Here is a 22632-nt window from a genome sequence, read left to right as displayed (position 1 = left end):
GGACGCCGCCACGCCGCCACGCCGCCACGCCGCCACGCCGCCACGCCGAGCCGCCCGCCCTTCCGGTCACTGCTCGGTGGCGATCCCGCGGGCGGCGGCGACCTCCTGGCGGACCGGGCCCAGTACGGAGGCCTCGTCCCCGGCCCGCGTCGCCCGGGCCCGCAGCCGGTCGGGAGTCCGGGCGGTGCGCACGCACTCGGCCAGGGCCCGCAGATCGGTGGTGAGCGCCGACACCTCCTCGGCGCCGGGCGGGGGTGCCCCGTGGTCGACGCGGACGCGGGCGGCGGTGGTGGCGTCCACGACCCGCTCGACGGCGACGACCAGCGGCCACCAGGCGGCGGCCCGCGCCCCGGTCGGCGGCGGCTCGGTCAGTGCCCGCTGGAACTCGCTGCGCACCCCCGACAGGTCCCGGTAGATGCGCCGCCGGGCCTGGAGCCGGGCGGTGCGCGCGGCCCTCAGCGCGGTGTCGGTGTCCGGCAGCGGGCCGAAGGCCCGTTCCACGTAGCGGGCCGCGTCGTCGACGGAGTCGGCGAGCCGGTCGCCGACGCGGGTGTGCCAGCTCTCGGGCCACAGCAGGTAGCCGGCGACCAGGGCGATGGCACAGCCGATCAGGCTGTCGAGCAGCCGGGGCCGGATCAGGTCGAAGCCCTGGTGGTTGAGGAGGTCCGACAGCAGCAGGATGACCGGGGTGATCGCGGCCGTCTGGAAGGCGTACCCCTTCGCGGAGAACGCGGGGACCAGCCCGGCGAGCACCACCATCACGGGCACGTCCCACCAGCCGCGCGGCACCTCGGCGAGCACGGCCGCGGCGATGACCAGCCCGCCGGCGGTGCCCAGCGCGCGCAGCACGGCCCGGGAGAACACCGAGCCGAAGTCGGGCTTGAGGACGAAGGTGACGGTCAGCGCGACCCAGTACGAGCGCTCCAGCGGCACCAGCGAGACCAGCGCCTGGGCGAGCCCGATGCACAGGGCGAGCCGCAGCCCGTACCGCCAGGAGGCCCCGGACAGCATCATGTCGCGCACGGCCCGCCGGGCCCGCACGTGCAGGGCGGCGGGCCGGCCGAGGCGGTCGTCGACGTCCGGGAGCTTCGGGTCGGGCAGGTGCACGACCGTCGCCGCATGCCGCAGGGCCGCGTCCAGGGCCCGTTCGGCGGGGCTGTGCGGTGCGGGCAGCTCCAGCACGGGCGCCCGGGTGCGGCCCTCCTCGACGGCCTGCGCAAGGTCCCGTACGGCGGCCGGGATCGCGGGCGGCAGCGGCCGGCCCCGCAGGTGCGCCGCGGGCGCGGCCTCGACCAGCGGGATCACCACGTTGAGCTGGGCGAGCATGCGCACCAGGGCGGGGCTGTAGCCGTGGACGCGGGCGCGCCGGCCCAGGATCAGGTCGTACGCCTGGTTCAGGCTCTGGGTGACCTGGCGGCGGCGCTCGTCGTAGTCGGGCCCGCCGGCGGCTTCCAGGGCGTCGGCGAGGGCCCGGTAGGTCGCGGCGACCGCGGTGCGCTCGGGCTGCCGGCCGCGCAGCGGCCAGCCCAGCAGGCTCAGCAGCAGCACGAACAGCCCGCCCGCGGCGAGCAGCAGCGGGGCGGTCCACCAGGGCCGCGGCAGCGGCAGGCCCGCGCCGACGACGGCGTTGAGCAGGAGCAGCAGCCCGGAGACGGAGGCGACCGTGCCGATCGAGGAGATCATCCCGGAGACCAGCGCGATCAGGGTGAGCACACCGACGGCGAGCCAGCCGTGTCCGAACACCAGGGTGCCCAGGGCGACTCCCACCGCACCGAACAACTGCGGCACGGCGATGTTCAGGATCCGCATCCGGTAGGCGTCCGCGGTGTCGGCGATGACGCCCGACAGGGCGCCCATCGAGACGAGGGCCCCGTACTCCGGTTCGTCGAGGGCGAAGCCGACGGCCAGCGGGGCCGCCATGGCGATTCCCGCGCGTGCGACAGCCGCCCAGGGGATCGGGTCGGAGGTCGGGCGCAGCCCCTTGAGCAGCCAGGCCGGCGGGGCCAGCGGGTGCGGCCGGGCCCGCCCGGACGGTATGTGGTCGGTGCGTTCGGTGCTCATTCCGCTTCCGTGCCGCCGCTCGCGAGTCGGGTCTTCGGTTCTTCTGTACGGTTCTGGCTTCTTGGGGGCTTCTGGGTTCTCTGGGCTGTTCTGCGTGCTTGGTACCTTCCGAGCTTATGGGGTACGGCGCTCAGGGCGTGCGGCGCACCCGGCCTGTCACCCATGCGGCCAGTGCGGCCGCCAGCCCGATGGCCAGCACGACCCACGCGGTGGTGCGCAGGAACGCGGTCAGCGCGTCGTACACCGCACCCGCGGCAGAGCGGTCGACGTCGTCCGGCAGGTCGTCCAGGGTGAGCCGGCGGCACACCACGACCGCGATCCACAGCAGGACGGCGCCGACGGCGAGCCCGAGGCCGGTGGCGGCCACCGCCCGGCGGCGGTGGACCGCGACGGCGATCGCCGCCGCGGCCAGCACCACGGTCAGCACCGGCAGCCAGACCCCCGCGATCTCCAGCATGCGGAACTCCTTCCGGAGCGCGCCGAGGTTGTCGTACTCCATGACCTTCACCTGGACGTGGGTCACCGGGATCCGGTCCGCGAACGGCGTGCCGTCGGCGACGAGTTCCGCCTTGACCTGCGCGATGACGGGCGCGAGGTCGAGGGTGACGGCGTCTCCGTGGCCGGTGGTGAGCGCCTGGAAGAACGCGGCGTGCGCGGCCCGGTTCGCCGCGTCCCAGGCGGTGCGGTAGGCCGGGGTGCCGACGAAGGAGCGCAGCGCCTCGCCGAGCAGGGCGTCGACCGCGCCCTGGAACGGGCCGGCGTCGATCTCCCCGGACAGGGCCCGGGCGGCCTGTGTGACGACGACCTCCTGGACGGCCGGGTCGGAGGCCAGCGGGGACATGGCGGCGGTGTAGCGGTCGGCGTCGCCCAGCTCGCGGTCGGCCCAGTACGCGACGGCGCTCGCGGGCACGAGGAGCGCCACGAGCACGATGAGGACCGCCGACAGGTAGGTGCGCACGTCACCAGGGGAATCCGCGGCGACGGCCGGCGCGAGCGGGGTTGGTGCGGTCGGGTGGCGCAGGGCGCGCGGCGGCGATCGGCGGCGGGCTTTCCCTTCCTTGCACGGTGCGCCGAGATCCGCCACCGGGGCCCTGCCGTCGACAACGGCCCCGAGTGCGCGATCGCACACGCCATGACCCGGGCCGAGGTGGCCTCGCTCGCCCTGCCCGGGATGCTCTTCGAGGTCGACGCCGTCGCCGTGCGCGCCGCCTGATCCACTTGCCGCCCGGGGGCGCCGGGTGTGCCCTGGTGGGTGGGAGAGAGGAGCCCCGTCATGGCACATGCGGCACCTGCCGCCCACGGGCGGCACCACCGGCAGATGGCGGCCACACGGCACGCGGACACGGGCGCGCTGACGCGCGCGGTGCTCCTCGGCCTCGTCTACGGGGTCTGGGCGGCCTTCCTCAACCGGCAGCAGGGCCCCGTCGACGCGGGCAACGTCTTCTACGGGATCCTCTGCGGCGTGCTCTTCGCCGGGATCATGCTCACCCTCGCCCGCGTCGGCCCCCGCATGAAGCAGGAGACGCGCGCCGCCGCGTACGGCGTGTTCGGCGGGATCGCCGTCGGCTACCTCAACAGCCTCACCGACCACTCGATCCTCCGCTCCAGCTGGATCGGTCTCATCACCGGTGCCGCCGTCGGCGTCGTGGCGTTCTACCGCTACCACACCCGCGAACCCTGAGCACGGGCGCAGGCGCAGGCGCAGACGCAGACCCCAGCGCGGGCGCCGCACCCCGTGACCGTCGCCGACGGCACGGGGGCGGCGCCCCGTTTCCTGTCCTGGCTGTACCTCAGTCAAGTCCTGCCTGTACGTCAGTCCTGCCTGTACGTCAGTCCTCGGACGCGGTACCGCGGACCGCGGCCTCCTCGGGCTCGGTCGGCCGCGCGCCCGGGGTCTCGTGCGCGGGCATCTCCCGCGTGGACGGCTCCCGCCTCGGCGGCGGGGTGGAGCGGACGGCCTCGGCGCGGAGCATGGCGTTCAGCGCGGCGAACGGGTCGATGGGCATGCCGGAACCTCACGGTGGTTCGGGGGAGTACGGGGGATGCGCTGCTGCTCGGCCCGCTCAGCAGCGCAGCACCACGCTCCGCACCGTCTCCCCGGCCGGCGCCGGCCCTTCCGCCGCACCCACGACGGCAGCCGCCGCGGGGCCGCGGTGTTTCACGTGGAACACCCGCAGCAGCTGCCGGATACCGGGCAGCCCCCGGACCACCGGCCGTACCGCGGCCCGTGCCTCGGGCTCCGCGGCCGGATCGGACTCCCGCTCGGCGGGTGCCCCGGGCTCGCCCGGCGACCCGGAGGCGGAATGCCGGACCGCATCCGCCTCGCAGGCCGCGGACGCGGCGGCGGGACCGGCCGCGAACAGGCACAGCAGCGCGACACAGGCGGCCGCGAGGGCCCTGGTCACCGCCGTCCGCGCATGCCGTGTCCCGCTCATGCGGGGGGTCTGCCCCGACAGAACGGCGGACTCTCCGCCCCGGCTGCAGAAGCCCCCGACCGGGGGAGGAAGACACCCCCCACGGATGACACGGGACCGCAGCCCGGCCGACACGGGCCCGGCCGACACGGGCCCGTACGGTGCGCCGCCCGGCCCGGCCCGCCGTGCTCAGTCGGCGCTGTGCCCGGTGCGGCGCTGGCCGGTCAGCCGGGCCAGGACCGTGGTCTCACCGCTGACCAGCCTGAGGCGGGCCCGCCCGGGCCGCTGCCCGCGACCGGTGACCCCGGCCGGCGAGACCGCGTCCACGGTGAAGACCGCGGTACGGCCGTCGGCCCGCGCGATCTCGACGGTCAGTCCCCGCCGCAGCTCGGCGAGCCGCAGGTCCTCCGCGCCGACCACGGCCGTGCCCGCCGCGCCCGGAGCCGGGCTGCCGGCCTCCCAGGCGGCCTCCTCGCCCTCACCGGCCGCCGCGCCGCCCGGGTCGCCGGGCTCGCCGAACGGCAGGTCCTCGCCCAGGCTGGGGATGTGCAGCCGCAGCGGCCGTGCGGCCCGCAGCGGGGTGATGGCCGCGGCTCGGGAGGGACGCGACCCCTTCCCCGACGTGTGCCGCCCCGCCTGCTCCAGCTGCTCGACGAGCCGCCGGTGCCCGGACAGCCCCAGGGCCCGGGACGGCAGGGCGTCGGCGGCGCCGGCAGGCGCGACCAGAGCGCCCTCGGTTCCCCGCAGCAGCCCTATCCCGGTGCCCAGCAGAACCGCCGTCAGCACGCCGACCACCCACTTGGCGCGGAGCATGGAATGTCCTCCCGGTCCGATGCACCGGCTCCGGCGGCCGGTCCTCCTCAGAGCAGTGGACTCCGTCCCGGCCCCTCGGCACCCTTGACAACGCCGGGGACTGACGTTGCGTCACACGCCCGACGGTGGACGGGGCCGTGGACCCGGCCGTTCAGACCACCACGAACGCCACCGCCGCCGCCCCCATGAGGGCGGCGGCGAGGTGGATGGCCGGGTGGCCGTAGTCGCCGTACCAGAGATGGCGGACCAGGCCGCCGACCGCGGCCAGGGCCGCGATGATGCCGATCTGGGCCAGCAGCGTGACGGCGGTGAAAGGGGCCAGGACCAGGACGACGGAGTTGAGCCAGAACGGGACCGCACCGGTCCATCCGCGCCATCGGCAGAACGCCGTCCGGCAGATCGCCGTCTGCATGTATCACCGGCCCCTCACTGGTCAACTCGTCAGCTGAACAGCCTCCTTGGGGGCGGCGGCGGGGACAAGGGCCCGTTCGGCAAGAAAACCGAAGGCCAGGCCGAAAGTCGTCCACATCGCGGTCTGGATGCCCAGGGTCGCGAGGCGGAACTGCCAGATGAGGGTGGCCGGGAAGTCCTCGGGGACCTCGTTGACGGCCGGCAGGAACGCGTACGCGATCCCGACCGCCGCGACGAAGGCCAGCGAGGCGACGACCGAGGCGTTCCAGTTGCCCATCCCGGGCGCCAGGCGGCGGCCCAGGATCAGCGCACCCACGCCCAGCAGCACGCTCAGCGCGATCATCAGCACGAAGAGCGTGGTCCTGGTGACGACGGTGTCGGGGTCGCCGACGGCCGGCGGGTTGGAGGGGTACTTGAGGAACGGCACCAGGTTCAGGGTGACGAACAGGCCGCCGGCGACGAGGGCCGCCGTGGCCCGCGGGCCGAAGCGGCCGATGCGGCCGAGGGCGTAGCAGAAGACGAGGGCGGCGATGCCGCCGAACGCGACGCCGTACAGCAGCGTGCCGGTGCCGAGGCCGGCCGTGGCCTGCAGGGCCCGGCTGACCGGGCCCTCCTCGGCGTGGTCGTGCCCGGCGGAGGCGGCCTCCTCGAGGGCGATGGCCGCGTCGACCTTGGACTCGCCGAGGACGTACGCGACGAGGAACGCGGCGGCACCGGCGAACAGGCCGGCGAGCATGCCCCGCACCAGCAGGACGCGGGGGGAAATGGGGTTCATGGGCTTCCCTTGCAGATCGCGGGGATCAGCGGATCAGCGGATCAGTGGCAGGGGAAACCGAGCAGGTGGCGGCCGTCGTGCATCCACTCGTGGACGGTGTCGCCCTCGAAGAGGGCGGTGGCGCCCTGTTCGGCACCGACGAGGTAGAGCAGCACGAGCATCAGGATGCCGGCGAAGACCGCCCACGGGGCGAGCGCGGAGAGCGAGATCGGGGCAACGGCAGGGGCCGAAGCGGGCACGGCGGGGTTGGCCATGGCAGGTACCTCCAGAGGGAACACGCGTCCCGGTCAGTGGTGCTCGCAACGACGGTGACGGGTCTGACTTCCCTCCCTCGCGGGCGGGTTCACAGTGGCGCGACCGTGCCGGATTTCCACCGGCTTCCGTCGTACCGTCGTCTTGTTTGGTTGTCGTCCGAGACGGTACCCCGCTTATGCTCCCTTTATGAAGAGCGGCGTCGTACGAGTTCGGTTCGTCACAGCGCCGTTCGACGACTCCGTTCGACGGGCGAGATTCGGTCACGGTGCCCCCTGCCCCGGATACGAGGGCCTGCGCGGCCAGGACACCGGCCGCTGGGCGGGCCGGCCCCTGGACGAGGTCGCCGCCGAGGACCCCGACGGCGTCCGGCGCTGGCTGACCGATCCCGCGTACGCGCCGCCCGGCGGGGAGTCCCTCGCCGCACTGACCGCCCGCGTCGGCGCCGAACTGGCCGGCCTGGCCCCCGGCACGCACCGCGCGGTCGTCGAACAGGCCGTCGTACGGGCCGCCGTGGTGCACGCCCTGGACCTGCCGGCCGCGGCGTTCTGGCGGCTCGACGTCCGGCCCGGCCACGTCACCACGCTCACCGGGCGCGCCGGGCGCTGGAACCTCCGGCTCGGCGAACCGGAGGCGGACGCCGGGCTGCCGTCCGGGGCCGCCGGGCCGCCGTCCACGGACTCCTAGGCCACGATCCAGTCGCTCGTCGCGATGACCGGCTGTACGCCGTCGCGGTGGACGGTGCCCTCGATGAGGCCGTACATGCGGTCCGCCGCGAAGTAGACCTCGTTGTCGTTCTTGAGGCCGAACGGTTCCAGGTCCACCAGGAAGTGGTGCTTGTTGGGGAGGTTCAGGCGCACCTCGTTGACCCGCGGGCAGTTGTCGAGCACCCGCTCGGCCATCTGGTTCAGCGTCTGCTGGAGCGAGTACGAGTACGTCTCGGCGAAGGCCTCCAGCATGTGCTTGCGGACCTTCTTGTACGACCGGTCCCAGTCGAAGGCGGCGTCGTCGCCGGCCAGCGCCGAGTGCGCCCAGCGCGCGGTGACCTTGGTCGCCAGGATGCGGTCGTACGCCTCCTTGAGCGTCGTGTACTTGTCCTTGATGTAGCCGTGGAACTCGGAGTTCGTCGAGTTCATCACGGTCAGGTCCTTCAGGCCGGAGATGACCTGCAGGCCGGTGGTCTCGCTGTAGGTGATCTGCGCGGTGCGCACCTCCTGGCCCTTGCGGACGAAGGAGTGCTGCTCCTTGCGCGTGGGCACCGGGATCCGCTCCCAGGCGAACTCCTCGATGCGGATCTGCGCCTCGCGGATCGGCGCCTGCGAGGAGACGAAGTGCTTGGCCAGCAGGATGCCGAAGGCCTCGGGCGACTCGATGCCGTGCTCCTTGCCGAAGGCGTACACCGTGTTCTTGGTGGTGTCGGTCGGCAGGCAGTTGGTGTTGTCGCCGGTGAGGTGGACGTCGCGGAACTCGCCGCGCAGCGCGACCGAGACGTTGAGGTCGCGGATCTCGTGCCAGGAGCCGTCGCTGCCCTTGCGGGTGACCTTGACGATGCGGTTCTCGGCCTTGCCGTACTGGTTCTGGGCCAGGACGTGCTTGCTCATGCGCTGTCTTCCTTCGGGTACGCGGGGTCCGGCTGGCTGGATCCCGTACGCCCGGCGTCCGGCGGGCCGCGGCCCGCCCCCCGCCGTTCAGTCCCCGTGGGACCGCCCCGGGACTGACGTGCATCCCGGTCCGTAGGTGCTCTGTCGGATTTCAGCATGTTCACGTGCTGTTCGTAATGGCGCGGATCCTCCGAGAACGGGCACCCACGGCTTGGGCGTCCCGCTGACGCTGCAGGTCAGACGGTGTGCGCGTCGGCCACCGAGAGGGCCTCGCCGAGGACGGCCAGCCCCTTGGCCACGTCGTCGGCCGCGATGTTGCACGGCGGGGCGACGTGGATGCGGTTCCCGGCGGTCAGCGGCCACAGGCCGCCCTTCTTGCAGGCGGCGGCGAACGCGGCCATCGGGGCGTTGTCGGCGCCCGCGGCGTTGTACGGCACGAGCGGCTCCCGCGTGGCCCGGTCCCGTACGAGCTCCAGCGCCCAGAAGGTGCCCAGGCCCCGGACCTCGCCGACCGAGGGGTGCCGCTCGGCGAGGGCGCGCAGCCCCGGACCCAGCAGCTCGGCGCCGGTGCGGGCGGACTGCTCGACGATCCCCTCCTCCTCCATCACGGTGATCGTGGCGACGGCGGCGGCGCAGGCCAGCACGTGCCCGGAGTAGGTCAGGCCGCCGGGGTAGGGGCGGGTGGCGAAGGTCTCGGCGATGGCGCCGGAGATGGCGACGCCGCCGAGCGGCACGTACCCGCTGTTGACGCCCTTGGCGAAGCAGAGCAGGTCGGGGGTGACGTCCCAGTGCTCGGCGGCGAACCACTTCCCGGTCCGGCCGAAGCCGACCATGACCTCGTCGAGGACGAAGACGATCCCGTACCGGTCGCAGAGCTCGCGCACGCCCGCCAGGTAGCCCGCCGGGTGCACGAGCACCCCCGGGGCGCCGCCGACGGTCTCCAGGATGACCGCGGCGACGGACTGCGGGCCCTCGAAGACGATGGTGTCCTCCAGGTGCGCGAGGGCGCGCTCGCACTCCTCGGCCTCGGAGGCGGAGTAGAAGGGCGAGCGGTAGGCGAACGGCCCCCAGAAGTGCACCACGCCCGCGGTCGCGCTGTCGTTGCCGAAGCGGCGGGCGTCGCCGGTCAGGTTGATCGCGGTGGAGGTGGCGCCGTGGTACGAGCGGTAGGCGGACAGCACCTTGGGCCGGCCGGTGTGCAGGCGGGCCATCCGGACGGCGTTCTCGACTGCCTCGGCGCCGCCGTTGGTGAAGAAGATCCTGTCCAGGTCGCCGGGCGTGCGCCGGGCGATGAGCCGGGCCGCCTCGGAGCGGACGTCGACGGCGAAGCCGGGCGCGACCGTGCACAGCCTGGCGGCCTGCTCCTGGATCGCGGCGGTCACCTTGGGGTGCTGGTAGCCGATGTTGGTGTAGACGAGGGCGCTGGAGAAGTCGAGGTAGCGCTTGCCCTCGTAGTCCCAGAAGTACGAGCCCTCGGCCCCGGCGACGGCGAGCGGGTCGATGAGCTCCTGTGCCGACCAGGAGTGGAAGACGTGCTTGCGGTCGGCGTCTTTGACGGCGGCGAGGGCGTCGGCGGCACTTGCGTTCATGACCTGAGCGTAGATGTCCATGATGCGGACTCCTGGGAGGGTCGAGGGCACCTGGGAGGGTGGTCAGTCTACCGCATATCGGAATCATTTTTCCGCGTTGTGAAATTCTGCCGGTTGTGAGCGGTGGTGAGCCGGAGGTGAGGCCGCAGTGAGCGCCCCGGCGGAAGGTGAGCTCGTCGCCGGGTCCGCCGGGGGCACCGAACGCACAGGCAACCGAGGGGTACGGACATGGGCGAGCAGCAGCTGACCGGCAGGACCGCACTGGTGACCGGCGGGTCGCGCGGCATCGGGCGGGCCGTGGCACTGCGGCTGGCCGCCGAGGGTGCGCTGGTCGCGGTGCACTACGGCACCAACGGGGCCGCCGCCGAGGAGACCGTGGCCCGGATCACCGCGGCCGGCGGGCGCGCCTTCGCCGTCGGGGCCCGCTTCGGGGAGGCCGGCGCGGTGGACCGGCTGTTCGAGGGGCTGGTCCGCGGGCTGGAGGAGCACGGCGCCGAGGGTCTGGACATCCTGGTCAACAACGCCGGCATCATCTCCGGCCGGTCGATCGGCCAGGTCACGGAGGAGGAGTTCGCCCTGCTCATGGCCGTCAACGTGAGCACGCCGTTCTTCGTGATCCAGCGGGCGCTGCCGCTGCTGAACGACGGCGGCCGCATCATCAACATGGGCTCGACGGCCAGCCGTTTCGCCGTCTCCACCCAGATCGGCTACACGGTCAGCAAGGCGGCCCTGGAGGCCATGGCCCCCTCGCTCGCCAACGAGCTGGGCCGCCGCGGGATCACCGTGAACACGGTCGCGCCCGGCGCCGTCCGCACCGACCTGACCGCCGGCTACACCGCGATCCCGGAGGTCGTCGCCGGCCTGGAGGCGATCAGCGCGCTCGGGCGGATCGGCGAGCCGGAGGACGTCGCGGACGTGGTGGGGTTCCTGGCCGGCCCGCAGGGGCGTTGGGTGACCGGCCAGACCGTCGACGTGTCGGGCGGGACCTGGCTCGGGCCGATCGCCGCCGCCTGAGTTCCCGAACTGCCGTGATTTCCTTGGTGGATAATCGACGGCATGAGGTTCGGCATCCTCGGTGAGACCCGGGCGCGGCACGACGACGGAACCGAGGTACCGCTCGGCGGACCCGCGCGGCGCGCCCTGCTGGCGCTGCTGCTGATCCGCCCCGGCGCGGTGGTGTCGGCGGAGCGGCTGGCCGAGGAGATCGAGCCGGGCGGGAACGTTTCCGCGCACGCGCTCCAGTCGCAGGTGTCCAGGCTGCGTACGGTCCTGGGGCAGTCGGCCGCCATCGAACGCGTCGGCGCCGGCTACCGGATCGTGGTCCCGGACGGGGCGGTGGACGCCGCACGCTTCGAAGAGCTGGCCGCCGAAGGGCGCACCGCACTGGCCGAGGGCGACCCCGCCCGGGCGGCCGCCGTACTGCGCCGGGCGCTGCAGCTGTGGCGCGGCCCCGCGCTGGACGGGCTCGACGGGAGCGAGACCGCCCGCGCCGCGGCGGGGCGGCTGGAGGAGGCCCGGCTCGCGGCCCTGGAGGACCGGATCGAGGCCGAGCTCCGGCTCGGCGAACACCGCGCGGCCGTACCGGAGCTGCGCGAGCTGGTCGGGCGGCACCCGCTGCGGGAGCGGCTGGCCGGGCTGCTGATGCGGGCCCTGTTCGCCCAGGGCGGGCAGGCCGAGGCGCTGGTGGTGTTCGAGGAGACCCGGCGGCACCTGGCCGAGGAGCTGGGCGCCGATCCTTCGGCCGAACTGCTCGCGCTCCACCGTGAGTTGCTGGACACCGCCCCGGCGCCCTCGCCGGCCGCGCCGCCCGCCCAGCTGACCTCCTTCGTGGGTCGTGAGGAGGAACTGGCCGAGGCCGCCGGGCTGTTGCGCACGGCCCGGCTGGTCACGCTGATCGGCCCCGGCGGGGTCGGCAAGACCCGGTTGGCCGTCGAGGTCGCGGGGACTGCCGTCGCCGGGGACGACGTCTGCTTCGTGGAGCTGGCGGCGCTGGGCGCCGGCGGCCCGGCGGCCGGCAGGGCGGCGGCCGGCGGGGCGCGGGCCGCGCAGCCAGGGCTCGCAGGGCAGCCGGTCCAGACTGCGCAGGCCGTACTGGGTGCGCTCGGGCTGCGCGAGAACGGCCTCCAGATGGGGGACGGCCCTGCGCGGACCGCGCTCGACCGCCTGATCGCGGCCCTGGCCGACCGGCCGCTCCTGCTCGTCCTGGACAACTGCGAGCACCTCGTCGACGAGGCCGCCGCCCTCGCGGCCCGCCTGCTGGCGGCCTGCCCCCGGCTGCGCGTGCTGGCCACCAGCCGCGAACCGCTCGGCGTCATCGGCGAGCACGTCCGGCAGGTCCGGCCGCTGGACGCGGCGGCCGCCGTACGGCTCTTCGCCGACCGGGCCCGGGCCGTGCGCCGCGGCCCGACCGGCGACCCCGAGGTCGTACGGCGGATCTGCGCCGCCCTCGACGGCCTGCCCCTCGCGATCGAACTCGCGGCGGCGCGCCTGCGCACCCTGGACCCCGAGGACCTCGCCGGCCGGCTCGACGACCTCCTCGGGATCACCGCCCGCGGCAGCCGCACCTCCGCCGAACGGCACCGCACCATGCGCTCGGTCGTCGCCTGGAGCTGGGACCTGCTCACGGAGGACGAGCAGCGCGCCGCCCGGCGGTTCACGGTCTTCGCGGGCGGCGCGACGGCGGCCTCCGTGCGGGCGGTGTGCGGCACGGACACCGACATTCTGGAGTCGCTGGTCGACAAGTCCCTGGTGGAGGCCGTGGGCGCCGGGCGCTACCGGATGCTGGAGACGGTCCGCGCGTACGGCACCGAACGGCTGGAGGCGGCCGGCGGGGCCGAGGCGGAGGCCACCCGGCGGGCCCACGCCCGCCACCTGCTGGACCTGCACCGCTCGGCCGCCCCGCACCTGCTGCGCGCCGAGCAGCTGCAGTGGCTGCCGCGCGTCGCCGCCGAGCACGACAACCTCCTGGCCGCACTGCGCCGGTCGGTCGGCGCGGGCGAGGCGCGCACCGCCCTGGAGCTGCTCGCCGCGGCCTCGACGGCCTTGTGGATCCGCGGCGCGACCGCCGCGGCGGCCCCGCATGCGGCCGCCCTGCTGGAGGCGGCCGACGCCGCCGCCGTGGACGGTCTCGGCGAGGAGTACGCCGCCTGCGTGCTGCTCGCGGCGTCCACCGCGGCCGGCCGTCCCGTCTGGGAGCGGCACCGCGCAGCGGCGCAGGAGGCGTTGGCCGCCGCGTGGCCGGGCGAGCGCGCGGGCCGGTACCCGGTGGTCCTGCTGCTCTGGATGATGCGCCACGCGGGCGAAACGGGTGCCCACGACCCCCGGGACGCGGTGGCCGCGTTCGAGCTCGTCTCCGCCCAGCGCGACTGCCCCGACCCGTGGGCGGGTGCGGCAGCCCGGTACGTGTCCGGGTACGCGACCCTCGGCGCGGGCGACGCCGAGGGTGCCGAGCAGGCCTTCGACGCGGCGGCCGAGCAGTTCCGTACGCTCGGCGACCGGTGGGGCACCGCGCTGGCCCTGGACGCCCTCGCCGGCCTCGCGGGCGCCCGCGGCGACGGCGCGCGGGCGATCGCGCTGACCGACCGGGCCCTCGCCCTCACCGAGGAGCTCGGCGCCGTGGAGGACTCCGCGGACCTGCTGGTCAACCGGGGCGACCACCGCCTGCCCCACGACCGGGCCGCGGCCCGTGAGGACTACACCGCTGCGGCCGGCCTCGCCCGCGCCGGCGGCAGCCCCGCCGCCCTCGCCGCGGCGCTGCGCGGCCTCGGCGACATCGCCCTGCTGGAGGGGCTGCCGCAGGAGGCCGAGCGGCTCTACACCGACGCGCTGGAGCGGATCGACCCCCACTGGGTCAAGAGCCTCGGCAACCGGGTGCGCTGCCTCGTCGGCCTCGGCCGGATCGCCGGGGCCCGCGGCGACCGGGCCGCGGCCCGGTCGTACTTCGGCCGGGTCGCCGAGTCCGTGGCCGCACTGGGCCCGTCCGTGCCGGACACCCTGCGCATGATGGGCCTGCCGGAGGAGCTCGTCACAGCGGTGAGCGCGCGGTGAGCGCCCCGTAAGCCCACCCCGGCACTCTCACCGGCATGACGAACACGACCGCGAACACGACCGCGAACGCGAACGCCACCGCCACCGCCGGGACCAGGCAGAAGAGCTTCCACGTCCTGATCTCCGGCGCCTCCGTCGCCGGACCCGCGCTCGCCCACTGGCTCCACCGGTACGGCTTCACCACCACGATCGTGGAGCGCGCCCCCGCCCTGCGCGACGGCGGCTACGCCGTCGACTTCCGCGGCCAGGCGCACCTGTCGGTCCTGCGTCGCATGGGCCTCCTGGAGGCCGTCGAGGCCGCCCGCACGGGCACCGGCTCCATGGCGTACGTCAACGAGACCGGCAAGCCGGTGGCGAAGCTGCCCGCCGACCTCTTCGCCGGGGACGTGGAGATCCTCCGCGGCGACCTGGCCCGCATCCTCCACGACGCGACCGCGGAGCACACCGAGTACGTCTTCGGCGACTCGATCACCTCGCTCCGGGAGGACGCGGACGGCGTGCACGTCACCTTCGAGCGCGGCGCACCCCGCCGCTTCGACCTGGTGATCGGCGCCGACGGCCTGCACTCCACCACCCGCCGCCTGGCCTTCGGCCCCGAGGAGCACTTCGTCCGGCACCTGGGCGTCTACTGCGCCATCTTCACCACCGGCAACCACCTCGGCCTGGACCACACCGGCCACGCCTACCGCACCGCGAACCGGCTGGTGGCGATGTACAGCGCCCGCCACAACACCGAGGCCAAGGCCGTCTTCTACTTCGGCTCCACGGACCTCGGCCTCGACCGGCGCGACGCGGTGCGCCAGCAGGACGTCCTCACCGAGCAGTTCACGGGCAACGGCTGGCAGAGCGACCGGCTGCTGCACGACATGCGGTACGCGCCGGACTTCTACTTCGACTCCGTCGCCCAGGTCGCCATGGACGGCTGGACGCGCGGCCGCGTCGCGCTGGTCGGCGACGCCGCCCACTGCCCCTCGTCGCTCTCGGGCATGGGCACGGGCCTCGCCCTGGTCGGCGCGTACGTCCTCGCGGGCGAACTGGCCGCGGCGGGCGGCGACCACCGCGTCGCGTTCGCCCGCTACGAGCAGGAGATGCGCGCGTACGCGGACGGCTGCCGGAAGATGGGCGACGGCGTCGCCAGGCTGATGGTCCCCGGCAGCCGCTTCACGGCCGGCCTCCTCAACCGCTACTACAAGCTCATGCCGTACCTGCCGGGCAAGGACATGGCCGCGAAGATCGCCCGCAGGACCGCGGAGAACATCACCCTGTGCGACTACACGGCGGCCGAGGTCCGCGGGGTCCCCGCCGTCCGTGCGGGCCGCTGACGGCCGGCCTCACCCCCGGCCCAACGGCGCGGGCGCCGGCAGGCGCACGGGCCCGGGCGCCGTCAGCCGGTCCGCGCCCGGCGGGACGGGCACCGACGCGAAGATCGCGTTCTGCTGCGCCTGGAGCTCCTTCTTCCGCTCGGGGCTCGTGCCGGGCAGGCGCTGCTCCTCGTACAGCTTGTGAGTGGCCTCCTGCGCCCACTTGCTCGCCGGGGTGTGGAACTGGACCTCGAAGAGCTGCCCCGAGCGCGGCGCCCGCCAGCCGGTGTTCAGCCCCTTGTACCCCTCGGAGCGGCCCCAGGTGTTGGACCACTTGGTGCTGTCGTTGCCCCAGTCGGAGAGCAGCCGGGTGGCGGTGGCGACCCCTTCGGTGTACTGCTCGTCCGGCCACTGGAGCGTGTAGCGGACGGCGTCGCTGATGCCGGCGAGAACGGTGTCGACGTTCTGCTCCGGGTGCTCCTTGAGCGAGGTGGCCACCTTGCGCTTGAGGGAGTCGGGGGACTTGAGCCGGTGGTCGAAGCCGGTCAGCTCCGCGCCGGTGATCCAGGCGGCCGCCCTGACCTGGGGGCTGATGGACTTCTCCGCCTCCTGCGCCCGGTCGAGGTACGCGTCGACGTGCTGGTTGTCCTCCCGGCTGAGGGAGAGCCCGCCCTCGCCGGTCCAGCCGTCGTCCGGGGCGGGGGCGGCGGTCGCGGAGACGGCGGTCGCGGTGGCGGCGCCGCCCAGGGCGAGCGCGGCTGTCAGGGCGGCCGCGACGGCGGTTCGAGTGACGGTGGTGCGAGCGACGGTGGGCGTCCGCATGGGTCTGTCCTGCCTTCAGGTGGGGGCGTACGGGCGTGCGTACGGGACTTGGCGGACGGCCCAACGCGCCGGCCGGCGCCGGGGTGACTGCCGAGCGGCAGGACGGGTGACCGGGAACCCCCCGTGTTGACCGGTGCGTTGGAGGTACGGCAGCGAGCAGTCCGGTGCGGAGCAGCACGACCCGAGGACGTGACAGGTGAGCGAGAAGGAAGCCCTGGCCCGGCGGTTCGAGGAGCACCGGACCCATCTGCGGGCGGTGGCCTACCGGATGCTGGGCTCGCTCAGCGAGAGCGAGGACGCCGTCCAGGAGACCTGGATCCGGTTGAACCGCTCCGACGTCACCGGCGTGGAGAACCTGGGCGGTTGGCTGACCACGGTCATCGGCCGGGTCTGCCTGGACATGCTGCGCTCCCGCGCCACGCGCGCCGAGGAGTCGCTGCACGACCGGGACGGGCTGGTCCGCCTCCCCGACCCGGTGGTCACGGGGCCGGCCGGCATGAACCCCGAGCACGAGATCCTCATGGCCGACTCGGTCGGCATCGCCCTGCTGGTGGTCCTGGATACGCTCGCCCCGGCGGAGCGGGTGGCCTTCGTCCTGCACGACCTGTTCGCGGTCCCGTTCGACGAGATCGCCCCGGTCCTCGGCCGCACCGCGGCGACGACGCGGCAGCTGGCCAGCCGGGCGCGCCGCCGCGTCCAGGGGGCCGCACCGGCGCCCGACCCGGACCTGGTGCGCACCCGGGAGATCGTCGACGCCTTCCTGGCCGCCGCGCGCGGCGGCGACCTCGGCGCGCTCCTGGACCTGCTCGACCCGGAGGTCGTGGCCCGCTCCGACGGCGGTGCACTGCGGCCGAGCCCGGTCCGCCGGGGCGCGCAGGACGTGGCCTCGCAGGCGATCATGTTCGCCCGGTTCGCCGAGGCCGCGTACCCGGCGCTGGTCAACGGCATCCCCGGCGTCGTCTCCCGCAGCGCCGACGGCGCGCCGCTGTCGGTCATGGCGTTCACCGTCCGGGACGGCAGGATCGTCGCCCTCGACATCCTCACCGACCCCGACCGCCTGGCCCGCCTCGGCCTCGGGACGGGTCCGGAGGCGGGTTGATCAGGCCCCGGCCCCGGCCCCGGCCCCGGACCCGGACCCGGACCCGGCACCGGCCCCGGACCAGGGCCGGGGCCGGGTGAGGGATTCCAGCAGCTCACGCCCCTCCGGCCAGGCGCCCAGGCCGGAGGCGGAGTTGAGGTGCCCGTACGCCCCCGCCGGATGCCAGCGCGCCCCCCACCGCGCCGCGAAACCGGCGGCCGCCGCGGGCGAGCCGTACGGGTCGTCGGTGCTGCCCACCACCAGGGCCGGGCACGGCAGCGGTTGCGGCGACACCCCGGTGAACGTCGCGGCCGCCTGCCGAGGGAAGGCCGGCCCCTGCGGGTCGGGCGGCGCGACCAGGAACGCGCCGGCCACCGCGCTCGCGGGGCGGTCCCCCAACCAGACGGCCGCCGCCCAGCACCCGAGGCTGTGGCCCACCAGCACGACGTCGCCGTCCCGCCGGGCGGCATGCTCGTAGGCCTCCTGCACGGCCTCGACCCAGTCGTCCAGCTCGGGCGCGGACCAGGAACCGGGGGAGATCCGCACCGCCGAGGCGCCCCACTCCCGCTCCCACAGGCTCTGCCAGTGCTGCCCGTCGGAGCCGTCGATGCCGGGGACGATGACGTACGCGACCACTGCCTGCCACCGTTTCGCTCGTCGCCCCGCGCGATCACGGGGCCGCTTGCGGGCGAGTCTGCGTGAAGCAGCGGGACGGCACCCGCCCGGCAAGTGATCCCGAAGAGATTGGCGCCGACGACGATGGAATCACCGGACAGAACCCGCGAGAGCACCCCGGCAGAGCCGGCGACAGACCCCACGACAGGAGCAACGGGGGACTGGACGGGATCGACAGGAGGATCCTCACCCTCCTCCAGCAGGAGGGCAGGCTGACCGGCGCCGAAGTGGGCCGCCGCGTGGGCCTCTCCCAGCCCGCGGCCGCCGCCCGCATCCAGCGCCTGGAGAAGAGCGGCGTCATCACCGGCTACCGGGCCGTGGTCGACCCGATCGCACTCGGCCTCAACATCCACGCCCTCATCCGGCTGCGCACCACGCACGACCGGCTCTCCCGCGCCCTGGACTTCGCCTCCCGGACCCCGGAGATCGCCTCCACCCTGCGGGTCACGGGTGAGGACTGCCTGGTCTTCGACGTCCACTGCCCGCAGGCCGGACGCCTTGAGGAGGTCGTCGACGCCCTCGCCCGCTACGGCCCCGTCACGACCTCCCTGGTGCTGCGCTCCTACCCTCCGAAGCCGCTGCAGGAGGCGTGAAGATCCGGTCCAGGTGGTGCCGCAGTACGGCGGTGGCCGACTCGGGGCCCCGCTGGCCCACGAGGATGCTCGTGCCCATCGCCGCCGCCATGGCCAGCAGGCCGATCGCCTCCGTGCGCGCGTCGGCGCCGGGGTCGGCCAGGCCGGCGTCCTGCGCCTGGCCGATCAGGCCGGCGAGGGCGTCCTCGGCGGCGTCGGGGTTGTCGATGAACGGCTGGGCGGCCAGCGCCTCGTCGGTGACGGACAGGATCGCGTACGAGGTGTAGAGGAGGTGGAAGGTGCGGCTCTCCTCGTCGGTCGGCAGCGACGCGAGCAGCAGCGCCTCCGCCATCGCCCGCGGACCCGGCCGCGACCCCGGCGCCGACCCCGGCTCCGGCCCGGCGGCGGCGAGGCGGGCGCCCACGCGGGAGGTGAACCGGTCCGTGAGGTGCTGGAGCCCGTACAGGAGCAGCTTCTCCTTGGTCTCGAAGTAGTACTGCACCAGCCGCAGCGACACCCCGGCCTCGGCCGCCACGTCGCGCATGCCGACGGCATGCAGCCCGCGCCGCCCGGCGACCCGTACGAGCGCGTCGGCGATCTCGGCACGCCGCTCCTCGTGGTCCACGCGCTTCGGCACGCCCGCACCCACCTTTCAGCCCCACACAACGGAAACAGGTTGATGATACGCCCGTACCACCAACATGATACGGTCGTACCACGAACGGAAACGATCTCTCGGAGGCGCCACCGTGCCCGACACCACCACCCGCCCCGGCTCCCGCCCGCGCCGCGATGTCGGCCGCTACGTCAACGACACCTTGCGCGACCGGTACTTCGCCGCCTGCGACGCGCTCTACGCCCTGGGCGCGCCCGTTCGCTCCGAGACGGACGTGGAGACGAGCTTCGGCACCACCCACGTCTACCGCTACGGCCCGGCCGACCCGGCGGCCGAGTCCCGTACGCCGGTGGTCCTCATCCACGGCGCCGGCTACTGCTCCGCGATGTGGTACCCCAACACCCCCGCGCTCAGCGCCGAACGCCCCGTCTACGCCCTCGACACCCCCGGCGACGCCGGCCGCAGCGTCCAGCGCGAGCCCATGTGGCAGCCCGAGCGCGCCGCCCAGTGGCTCGACGAGGCCCTCGACGCCCTCGGCCTCGACCGCGTCCACCTCGTCGGCGCCTCCTACGGCGGCTGGCTGGTGCTCAACCAGGCCCACCGCCGCCCCGACCGCCTCGCCTCGGTCACCCTGCTCGACCCGGGCGGCCTGGAGAAGGTCGGCCTGCGCTTCTTCGCCTGGGTCTTCGTCAGCCTCTTCGCTAGCTTCGCCCCCAAGGCCCTGCGCCCGCGCCTGGCCAAGTGGCTGGAGCAGCCGGTCCTCGTCGTCCCCGAACTGCGCGCCATGGTCCACGCGGGCGCCCGCGCCTTCCGCATCCGCCGCCCGGCCCCGCTCCCCCTCTCCGAGGAGGCGCTGCGCTCGATCACCACCCCGCTCTACCTGGTCATGGGCAAGCGCAGCCTCCTCGTCCACCCGCAGCGCCAACTGGAGCGCGTCCCCCGCCTGATCCCGGGGGCCCGAGCCGAAATCCTGACCGGCACGGGCCACGGCCCCCAGATCGACCACGCCACCCTGGTCAACACCCGCATCCTGACCTTCATGCAGGAGGCCGACGCCGCCTGACGCCCCGTGGGTGTCAGACCCGGTCCAGGCGGTGCGCGTACGCGGTCGGCAGGGCGGGTGTCCCGCCTCCGGGGACCACGTGCCGACGGCGGGACGGCATGCCCGCGGTCGGGTTGGCGACGCCCCAGGCCGCGCCCTTGCAGATCAGCTCCTTGTAGAGGGCGGCAACGCGGCCCGTCAGGGCCCTGTCGAGAGCCCGGTCGTCCGCGGTGACGAACTGGATCAGGCCCTCCTTGCGGCCGAGGGAGATGCACTGCTGGAAGTAGCGGATGGTGACGCGGGGGACCTTGGTGCCGGTGAGGCGGGCGGCGATGGCGTCGGCGGCCTGCCAGGCCATGGGGACGCCCGAGGCGCAGGACATGCGGAGCGGCTTGTCGCCCGGGCCCATGGCCAGGGCCGCGTCGCCCACCGCGTAGACGTCGGGGTGCGAGACCGAGCGCATCGTGGCGTCGACCACGATCCGGCCCCGGTCGGTGACCTCCAAGGTGGTGCCCCGGGCGATCGGGTGGACCGCGAAGCCGGTGGTCCAGACGGTGACCGCGGCGGGGATCGAGCTGCCGTCGGCGGTCCGCACGGAGTCCGCCGCCACCGCGGCGACCTCGGTGTGCTCGTGGACCGTGACGCCGAGCCCGTCCACCACCTTGCGCAGGTGGGCGCGGCCCTTCTGCGAGAGCCAGTCGCCGAGGGCGCCGCGCACGGCGAGGGCGACGTCGAGGTCCGGGCGGGCCTCGGCGATCTCGGTCGCGGCCTCCAGGCCGGTCAGGCCGCCGCCGACCACGACCACGGGCCGGCCGGCGTCCAGGGCGGCCAGGCGGTCGCGCAGGCGCAGGGCGCCGGGGCGGCCGGACACCTCGTGGGCGTGCTCGGCGACACCGGGGACGCCCCCGTCGTCCCAGCCGCTGCCGAGGGCGTGGACCAGGGTGTCGTACGCCAGCTCCTCCGGCTCGGCGCCGACGGCGGAGCCGACCGTCACCGTCTTGCGGTCCACGTCCACGGAGGTGACCTTCGCGAGCTCCAGCTCCACGCCCGTGCCCGCGAACATCTCGTCGAACGGGCGGGGCCTGAGGTCCTGGCCGGCCGCGAGCTGGTGCAGCCGGACGCGCTCGACGAAGTCGGGCTCGGGGTTGACGAGGGTGATGGCCACGTCCTCGCGGTGCAGCCGCTTGGCGAGGCGGCCGGCGGCGACGGCTCCGGTGTAGCCGGCTCCGAGGACGACGATGCGGTGCTGCATGGGCCTGCTCCAGTCTGCGCGGGTCGGTTCCGCCCTTGTCTTGCGCGGTGTCGACCCTTGAACCGGACGGCCCGCCGTTCCCTGACAGGATCGGAATGTGACCTGCGCCACACTCTCCCTTCGGCCCTCGTCGGGTCAGAGGGTGTAGAGCGGGGACCCGCCCCGGCCCTCGGCGGCCCACCGCTCGGTCGCGCGGACGAGCTTGTCGGGGTTGACCTGGCTGCGGACCGCCGTGATGCCCTCCGCGGTGACCTCCAGGCACGTGATCCCGACGACCCGGCCGTCCACGACCGCCACGACGGCGGGCCCGCCGTTGGCGGTCGTCGCGTAGATGTCGGGCGCGCCGCCGACGTACGCCCGCTTGGCCTCGCTGGGCTTGAACAGGCCGCGCAGGAAGGTGGCGACCGCGAGCGCACCCTCGAACGCCTTCGCGCGCGCCGGGACCTTGCCGCCGCCGTCGCCGACCGAGACGGCGTCCTGGGTGAGCAGGCGGACGAGGGGCTCGGTACGGCCGCTGGTCGCCGCGGCCAGGAACTCCTCGACGATCCTGCGGGCGGTGGCCTCGTCGATCTCGGTGCGCGTCTTTCCGGCCGCGACGTGTTTCTTGGCCCGGTGCAGGATCTGCTGACTGGACGCCTCGGTGATGTCCAGGATCTCGGCGATCTCGCGGTGCGGGTAGTCGAATGCCTCCCGCAGCACGTACACCGCCCGCTCGTTGGGCGACAGGCGCTCCAGCAGGACGAGGACGGCGTACGACACCGACTCGCGCTGCTCGGCGGTGTCGGCCGGGCCGAGCATCGGGTCCCCGGCGAGCAGCGGCTCGGGGAGCCACCTGCCCACGTACGTCTCGCGCCGGGCGCGCGCCGAAGTCAGCTGGTTGAGGCAGTAGTTGGTGAGGACCTTCGTCAGCCAGGCCTCGGGCACCTCGATCCGTGCCACGTCAGCCGCCTGCCAGCGCAGGAACGTCTCCTGCACGGCGTCCTCCGCCTCGCTCGCCGAGCCGAGCAGCCGGTAGCCGATGGCCTCCAGCCGGGGCCTGGCGGCCTCGAACCGGTCCACGTCACTCACGATCAGGCCCATGCCCGCGATCCTAGATCGCGTGTGCTGAATCGCCAGCGAACGGAGCCTCCGCCTCAAGGAGATCGCGCACGGAACCGGTTTCCGGGGCTCCAAGGTTGCCCAGCTCCACGTGGATGCGGGAGAGGTTGCACAGGGCCCCGGTCGACCATGACGACGTCGCGGGTCGGTCCGAGGCTCAACCGCACCCGGCCGTCGGCCAGGAGGTTGCGGCCGGTGGCGCGACGGGGCGTG

24 protein-coding genes, 1 pseudogene and 1 riboswitch are annotated in these 22632 nt (G+C 74.4%); of the genes and pseudogenes, 9 read left to right on the top strand and 16 right to left on the bottom strand.

Annotated elements, in window-relative coordinates; translation table 11 throughout:
• Positions 1 to 66: 66 nt before the first annotated feature.
• Positions 67 to 2061 (bottom strand): FUSC family protein, encoded by a 1995-nt coding sequence (locus tag AB0F11_RS02970; RefSeq protein WP_362167609.1) that lies wholly within the window; start codon positions 2059 to 2061, stop codon positions 67 to 69.
• A gap of 130 nt (positions 2062 to 2191) precedes the next feature.
• Positions 2192 to 3019 carry a hypothetical protein gene (locus tag AB0F11_RS02965; RefSeq protein WP_362167606.1) on the bottom strand — a complete coding sequence of 276 codons (828 nt, stop codon included), beginning with the start codon at positions 3017 to 3019 and terminating at the stop codon, positions 2192 to 2194.
• A 54-nt stretch (positions 3020 to 3073) separates the two neighbouring features.
• On the opposite strand from AB0F11_RS02965, the gene AB0F11_RS02960 reads away from it, so the two are divergent.
• Together AB0F11_RS02960 and AB0F11_RS02955 are read left to right on the top strand one after the other, a co-directional pair.
• Positions 3074 to 3274 carry a hypothetical protein gene (locus AB0F11_RS02960; RefSeq protein WP_362167603.1) on the top strand — a complete coding sequence of 67 codons (201 nt, stop codon included), beginning with the start codon at positions 3074 to 3076 and terminating at the stop codon, positions 3272 to 3274.
• Positions 3275 to 3334: 60 nt separating this feature from the next.
• Entirely contained in the window at positions 3335 to 3742 is a 408-nt protein-coding gene (locus tag AB0F11_RS02955; RefSeq protein WP_362167601.1) for a hypothetical protein, read from the top strand.
• 148 nt (positions 3743 to 3890) lie between these two features.
• Here AB0F11_RS02955 and AB0F11_RS02950 read toward each other — a convergent pair whose 3' ends face one another.
• The 6 genes from AB0F11_RS02950 to AB0F11_RS02925 form a co-directional block, all read right to left on the bottom strand.
• Positions 3891 to 4067, bottom strand: a complete 177-nt coding sequence (locus tag AB0F11_RS02950; RefSeq protein WP_362167598.1) for a hypothetical protein — start codon at positions 4065 to 4067, stop codon at positions 3891 to 3893.
• 57 nt (positions 4068 to 4124) lie between these two features.
• The gene (locus AB0F11_RS02945; RefSeq protein ID WP_362167595.1) at positions 4125 to 4496 is read right to left on the bottom strand and encodes a hypothetical protein; all 372 of its coding nucleotides are present in this window, start codon (positions 4494 to 4496) and stop codon (positions 4125 to 4127) included.
• 168 nt (positions 4497 to 4664) lie between these two features.
• Positions 4665 to 5288, bottom strand: a complete 624-nt coding sequence (locus tag AB0F11_RS02940; protein WP_362167592.1) for a hypothetical protein — start codon at positions 5286 to 5288, stop codon at positions 4665 to 4667.
• A gap of 151 nt (positions 5289 to 5439) precedes the next feature.
• Positions 5440 to 5700, bottom strand: a complete 261-nt coding sequence (locus AB0F11_RS02935) for a hypothetical protein (RefSeq protein WP_361915543.1) — start codon at positions 5698 to 5700, stop codon at positions 5440 to 5442.
• A gap of 21 nt (positions 5701 to 5721) precedes the next feature.
• Positions 5722 to 6474: a CbtA family protein gene (locus AB0F11_RS02930; protein WP_362167589.1), complete on the bottom strand. Its 753-nt coding sequence runs from the start codon at positions 6472 to 6474 to the stop codon at positions 5722 to 5724.
• Between the two features lie 41 nt (positions 6475 to 6515).
• Positions 6516 to 6728 carry a CbtB domain-containing protein gene (locus AB0F11_RS02925; protein WP_361915548.1) on the bottom strand — a complete coding sequence of 71 codons (213 nt, stop codon included), beginning with the start codon at positions 6726 to 6728 and terminating at the stop codon, positions 6516 to 6518.
• Positions 6729 to 6766: 38 nt separating this feature from the next.
• Positions 6767 to 6901, bottom strand: a riboswitch (cobalamin riboswitch).
• A 14-nt stretch (positions 6902 to 6915) separates the two neighbouring features.
• On the opposite strand from AB0F11_RS02925, the gene AB0F11_RS02920 reads away from it, so the two are divergent.
• The gene (locus AB0F11_RS02920; protein ID WP_362167586.1) at positions 6916 to 7413 is read left to right on the top strand and encodes a histidine phosphatase family protein; all 498 of its coding nucleotides are present in this window, start codon (positions 6916 to 6918) and stop codon (positions 7411 to 7413) included.
• On the opposite strand, the gene pucL is transcribed toward AB0F11_RS02920, so the two are convergent.
• The gene (pucL, locus tag AB0F11_RS02915) at positions 7410 to 8327 is read right to left on the bottom strand and encodes a factor-independent urate hydroxylase (RefSeq protein WP_362167583.1); all 918 of its coding nucleotides are present in this window, start codon (positions 8325 to 8327) and stop codon (positions 7410 to 7412) included. The two genes, AB0F11_RS02920 and pucL, sit on opposite strands and share 4 nt — an antisense overlap.
• A gap of 236 nt (positions 8328 to 8563) precedes the next feature.
• Positions 8564 to 9916 carry an aspartate aminotransferase family protein gene (locus tag AB0F11_RS02910; RefSeq protein ID WP_362167789.1) on the bottom strand — a complete coding sequence of 451 codons (1353 nt, stop codon included), beginning with the start codon at positions 9914 to 9916 and terminating at the stop codon, positions 8564 to 8566.
• 228 nt (positions 9917 to 10144) lie between these two features.
• Here AB0F11_RS02910 and AB0F11_RS02905 point away from each other — a divergent pair, with 228 nt between their 5' ends.
• The 3 genes from AB0F11_RS02905 to AB0F11_RS02895 are packed head-to-tail and all read left to right on the top strand — an operon-like array spanning position 10145 to position 15285.
• Positions 10145 to 10930 (top strand): SDR family oxidoreductase, encoded by a 786-nt coding sequence (locus AB0F11_RS02905; RefSeq protein ID WP_362167580.1) that lies wholly within the window; start codon positions 10145 to 10147, stop codon positions 10928 to 10930.
• 42 nt (positions 10931 to 10972) lie between these two features.
• Positions 10973 to 13963 (top strand): BTAD domain-containing putative transcriptional regulator, encoded by a 2991-nt coding sequence (locus AB0F11_RS02900; RefSeq protein ID WP_362167577.1) that lies wholly within the window; start codon positions 10973 to 10975, stop codon positions 13961 to 13963.
• Positions 13964 to 13998: 35 nt separating this feature from the next.
• Positions 13999 to 15285, top strand: a complete 1287-nt coding sequence (locus AB0F11_RS02895) for an FAD-dependent monooxygenase (RefSeq protein ID WP_362167575.1) — start codon at positions 13999 to 14001, stop codon at positions 15283 to 15285.
• A gap of 9 nt (positions 15286 to 15294) precedes the next feature.
• Here the strand turns inward: AB0F11_RS02895 and AB0F11_RS02890 are convergent, their stop codons facing one another.
• Entirely contained in the window at positions 15295 to 16086 is a 792-nt protein-coding gene (locus tag AB0F11_RS02890; protein ID WP_362167573.1) for an ATP nucleotide 3'-pyrophosphokinase, read from the bottom strand.
• Positions 16087 to 16282: 196 nt separating this feature from the next.
• Between AB0F11_RS02890 and AB0F11_RS02885 the strand changes: the two genes are divergently transcribed.
• The gene (locus AB0F11_RS02885; protein WP_362167570.1) at positions 16283 to 17185 is read left to right on the top strand and encodes a sigma-70 family RNA polymerase sigma factor; all 903 of its coding nucleotides are present in this window, start codon (positions 16283 to 16285) and stop codon (positions 17183 to 17185) included.
• Here AB0F11_RS02885 and AB0F11_RS02880 read toward each other — a convergent pair whose 3' ends face one another.
• Positions 17186 to 17800, bottom strand: coding sequence for an alpha/beta fold hydrolase (locus tag AB0F11_RS02880; RefSeq protein WP_362167567.1), 615 nt, complete (start codon positions 17798 to 17800; stop codon positions 17186 to 17188). It abuts the gene before it with no gap.
• A gap of 62 nt (positions 17801 to 17862) precedes the next feature.
• Here AB0F11_RS02880 and AB0F11_RS02875 point away from each other — a divergent pair, with 62 nt between their 5' ends.
• Complete coding sequence (locus tag AB0F11_RS02875; protein WP_362167564.1) at positions 17863 to 18432, top strand: Lrp/AsnC family transcriptional regulator; 570 nt, start codon at positions 17863 to 17865, stop codon at positions 18430 to 18432.
• Here AB0F11_RS02875 and AB0F11_RS02870 read toward each other — a convergent pair.
• Positions 18377 to 19048: a TetR/AcrR family transcriptional regulator gene (locus AB0F11_RS02870; RefSeq protein ID WP_362167562.1), complete on the bottom strand. Its 672-nt coding sequence runs from the start codon at positions 19046 to 19048 to the stop codon at positions 18377 to 18379. The two genes, AB0F11_RS02875 and AB0F11_RS02870, sit on opposite strands and share 56 nt — an antisense overlap.
• Positions 19049 to 19160: 112 nt before the next feature.
• Between AB0F11_RS02870 and AB0F11_RS02865 the strand changes: the two genes are divergently transcribed.
• The gene (locus AB0F11_RS02865) at positions 19161 to 20090 is read left to right on the top strand and encodes an alpha/beta fold hydrolase (protein ID WP_362167560.1); all 930 of its coding nucleotides are present in this window, start codon (positions 19161 to 19163) and stop codon (positions 20088 to 20090) included.
• 13 nt (positions 20091 to 20103) lie between these two features.
• Here the strand turns inward: AB0F11_RS02865 and AB0F11_RS02860 are convergent, their stop codons facing one another.
• The 3 genes and pseudogenes from AB0F11_RS02860 to AB0F11_RS02850 form a co-directional block, all read right to left on the bottom strand.
• A complete protein-coding gene (locus AB0F11_RS02860) occupies positions 20104 to 21321 on the bottom strand; it encodes an FAD-dependent oxidoreductase (protein ID WP_362167557.1) in 1218 nt (405 codons plus the stop codon).
• Between the two features lie 135 nt (positions 21322 to 21456).
• The gene (sigJ, locus tag AB0F11_RS02855) at positions 21457 to 22401 is read right to left on the bottom strand and encodes an RNA polymerase sigma factor SigJ (RefSeq protein ID WP_362167554.1); all 945 of its coding nucleotides are present in this window, start codon (positions 22399 to 22401) and stop codon (positions 21457 to 21459) included.
• A gap of 134 nt (positions 22402 to 22535) precedes the next feature.
• Positions 22536 to 22631, bottom strand: a pseudogene (locus tag AB0F11_RS02850) (pyridoxamine 5'-phosphate oxidase family protein); the annotation flags it as partial.
• Position 22632 lies beyond the last annotated feature (1 nt).

The organism is Streptomyces sp. NPDC032472, assembly GCF_040636955.1.
In the GTDB taxonomy this organism is placed as follows: domain Bacteria; phylum Actinomycetota; class Actinomycetes; order Streptomycetales; family Streptomycetaceae; genus Streptomyces.
The sequence above is the reverse complement of the archived record's forward strand: the minus strand, read 5'-3'. Positions and strand labels throughout refer to the sequence as shown.

Bases quoted from the DNA above. Each gene is read 5' to 3' on its own strand.
- AB0F11_RS02945 (WP_362167595.1), bottom strand. From the start codon at position 4,496: ATGAGCGGGACACGGCATGCGCGGACGGCGGTGACCAGGGCCCTCGCG.
- AB0F11_RS02910 (WP_362167789.1), bottom strand. From the start codon at position 9,916: ATGAACGCAAGTGCCGCCGACGCCCTCGCCGCCGTCAAAGACGCCGAC.
- AB0F11_RS02970 (WP_362167609.1), bottom strand. From the start codon at position 2,061: ATGAGCACCGAACGCACCGACCACATACCGTCCGGGCGGGCCCGGCCG.
- AB0F11_RS02940 (WP_362167592.1), bottom strand. From the start codon at position 5,288: ATGCTCCGCGCCAAGTGGGTGGTCGGCGTGCTGACGGCGGTTCTGCTG.
- AB0F11_RS02895 (WP_362167575.1), top strand. From the start codon at position 13,999: ATGACGAACACGACCGCGAACACGACCGCGAACGCGAACGCCACCGCC.
- AB0F11_RS02935 (WP_361915543.1), bottom strand. From the start codon at position 5,700: ATGCAGACGGCGATCTGCCGGACGGCGTTCTGCCGATGGCGCGGATGG.
- sigJ (WP_362167554.1), bottom strand. From the start codon at position 22,401: ATGGGCCTGATCGTGAGTGACGTGGACCGGTTCGAGGCCGCCAGGCCC.
- AB0F11_RS02905 (WP_362167580.1), top strand. From the start codon at position 10,145: ATGGGCGAGCAGCAGCTGACCGGCAGGACCGCACTGGTGACCGGCGGG.
- AB0F11_RS02955 (WP_362167601.1), top strand. From the start codon at position 3,335: ATGGCACATGCGGCACCTGCCGCCCACGGGCGGCACCACCGGCAGATG.
- AB0F11_RS02890 (WP_362167573.1), bottom strand. From the start codon at position 16,086: ATGCGGACGCCCACCGTCGCTCGCACCACCGTCACTCGAACCGCCGTC.
- AB0F11_RS02950 (WP_362167598.1), bottom strand. From the start codon at position 4,067: ATGCCCATCGACCCGTTCGCCGCGCTGAACGCCATGCTCCGCGCCGAG.
- AB0F11_RS02920 (WP_362167586.1), top strand. From the start codon at position 6,916: ATGAAGAGCGGCGTCGTACGAGTTCGGTTCGTCACAGCGCCGTTCGAC.
- pucL (WP_362167583.1), bottom strand. From the start codon at position 8,327: ATGAGCAAGCACGTCCTGGCCCAGAACCAGTACGGCAAGGCCGAGAAC.
- AB0F11_RS02900 (WP_362167577.1), top strand. From the start codon at position 10,973: ATGAGGTTCGGCATCCTCGGTGAGACCCGGGCGCGGCACGACGACGGA.
- AB0F11_RS02925 (WP_361915548.1), bottom strand. From the start codon at position 6,728: ATGGCCAACCCCGCCGTGCCCGCTTCGGCCCCTGCCGTTGCCCCGATC.
- AB0F11_RS02930 (WP_362167589.1), bottom strand. From the start codon at position 6,474: ATGAACCCCATTTCCCCCCGCGTCCTGCTGGTGCGGGGCATGCTCGCC.
- AB0F11_RS02860 (WP_362167557.1), bottom strand. From the start codon at position 21,321: ATGCAGCACCGCATCGTCGTCCTCGGAGCCGGCTACACCGGAGCCGTC.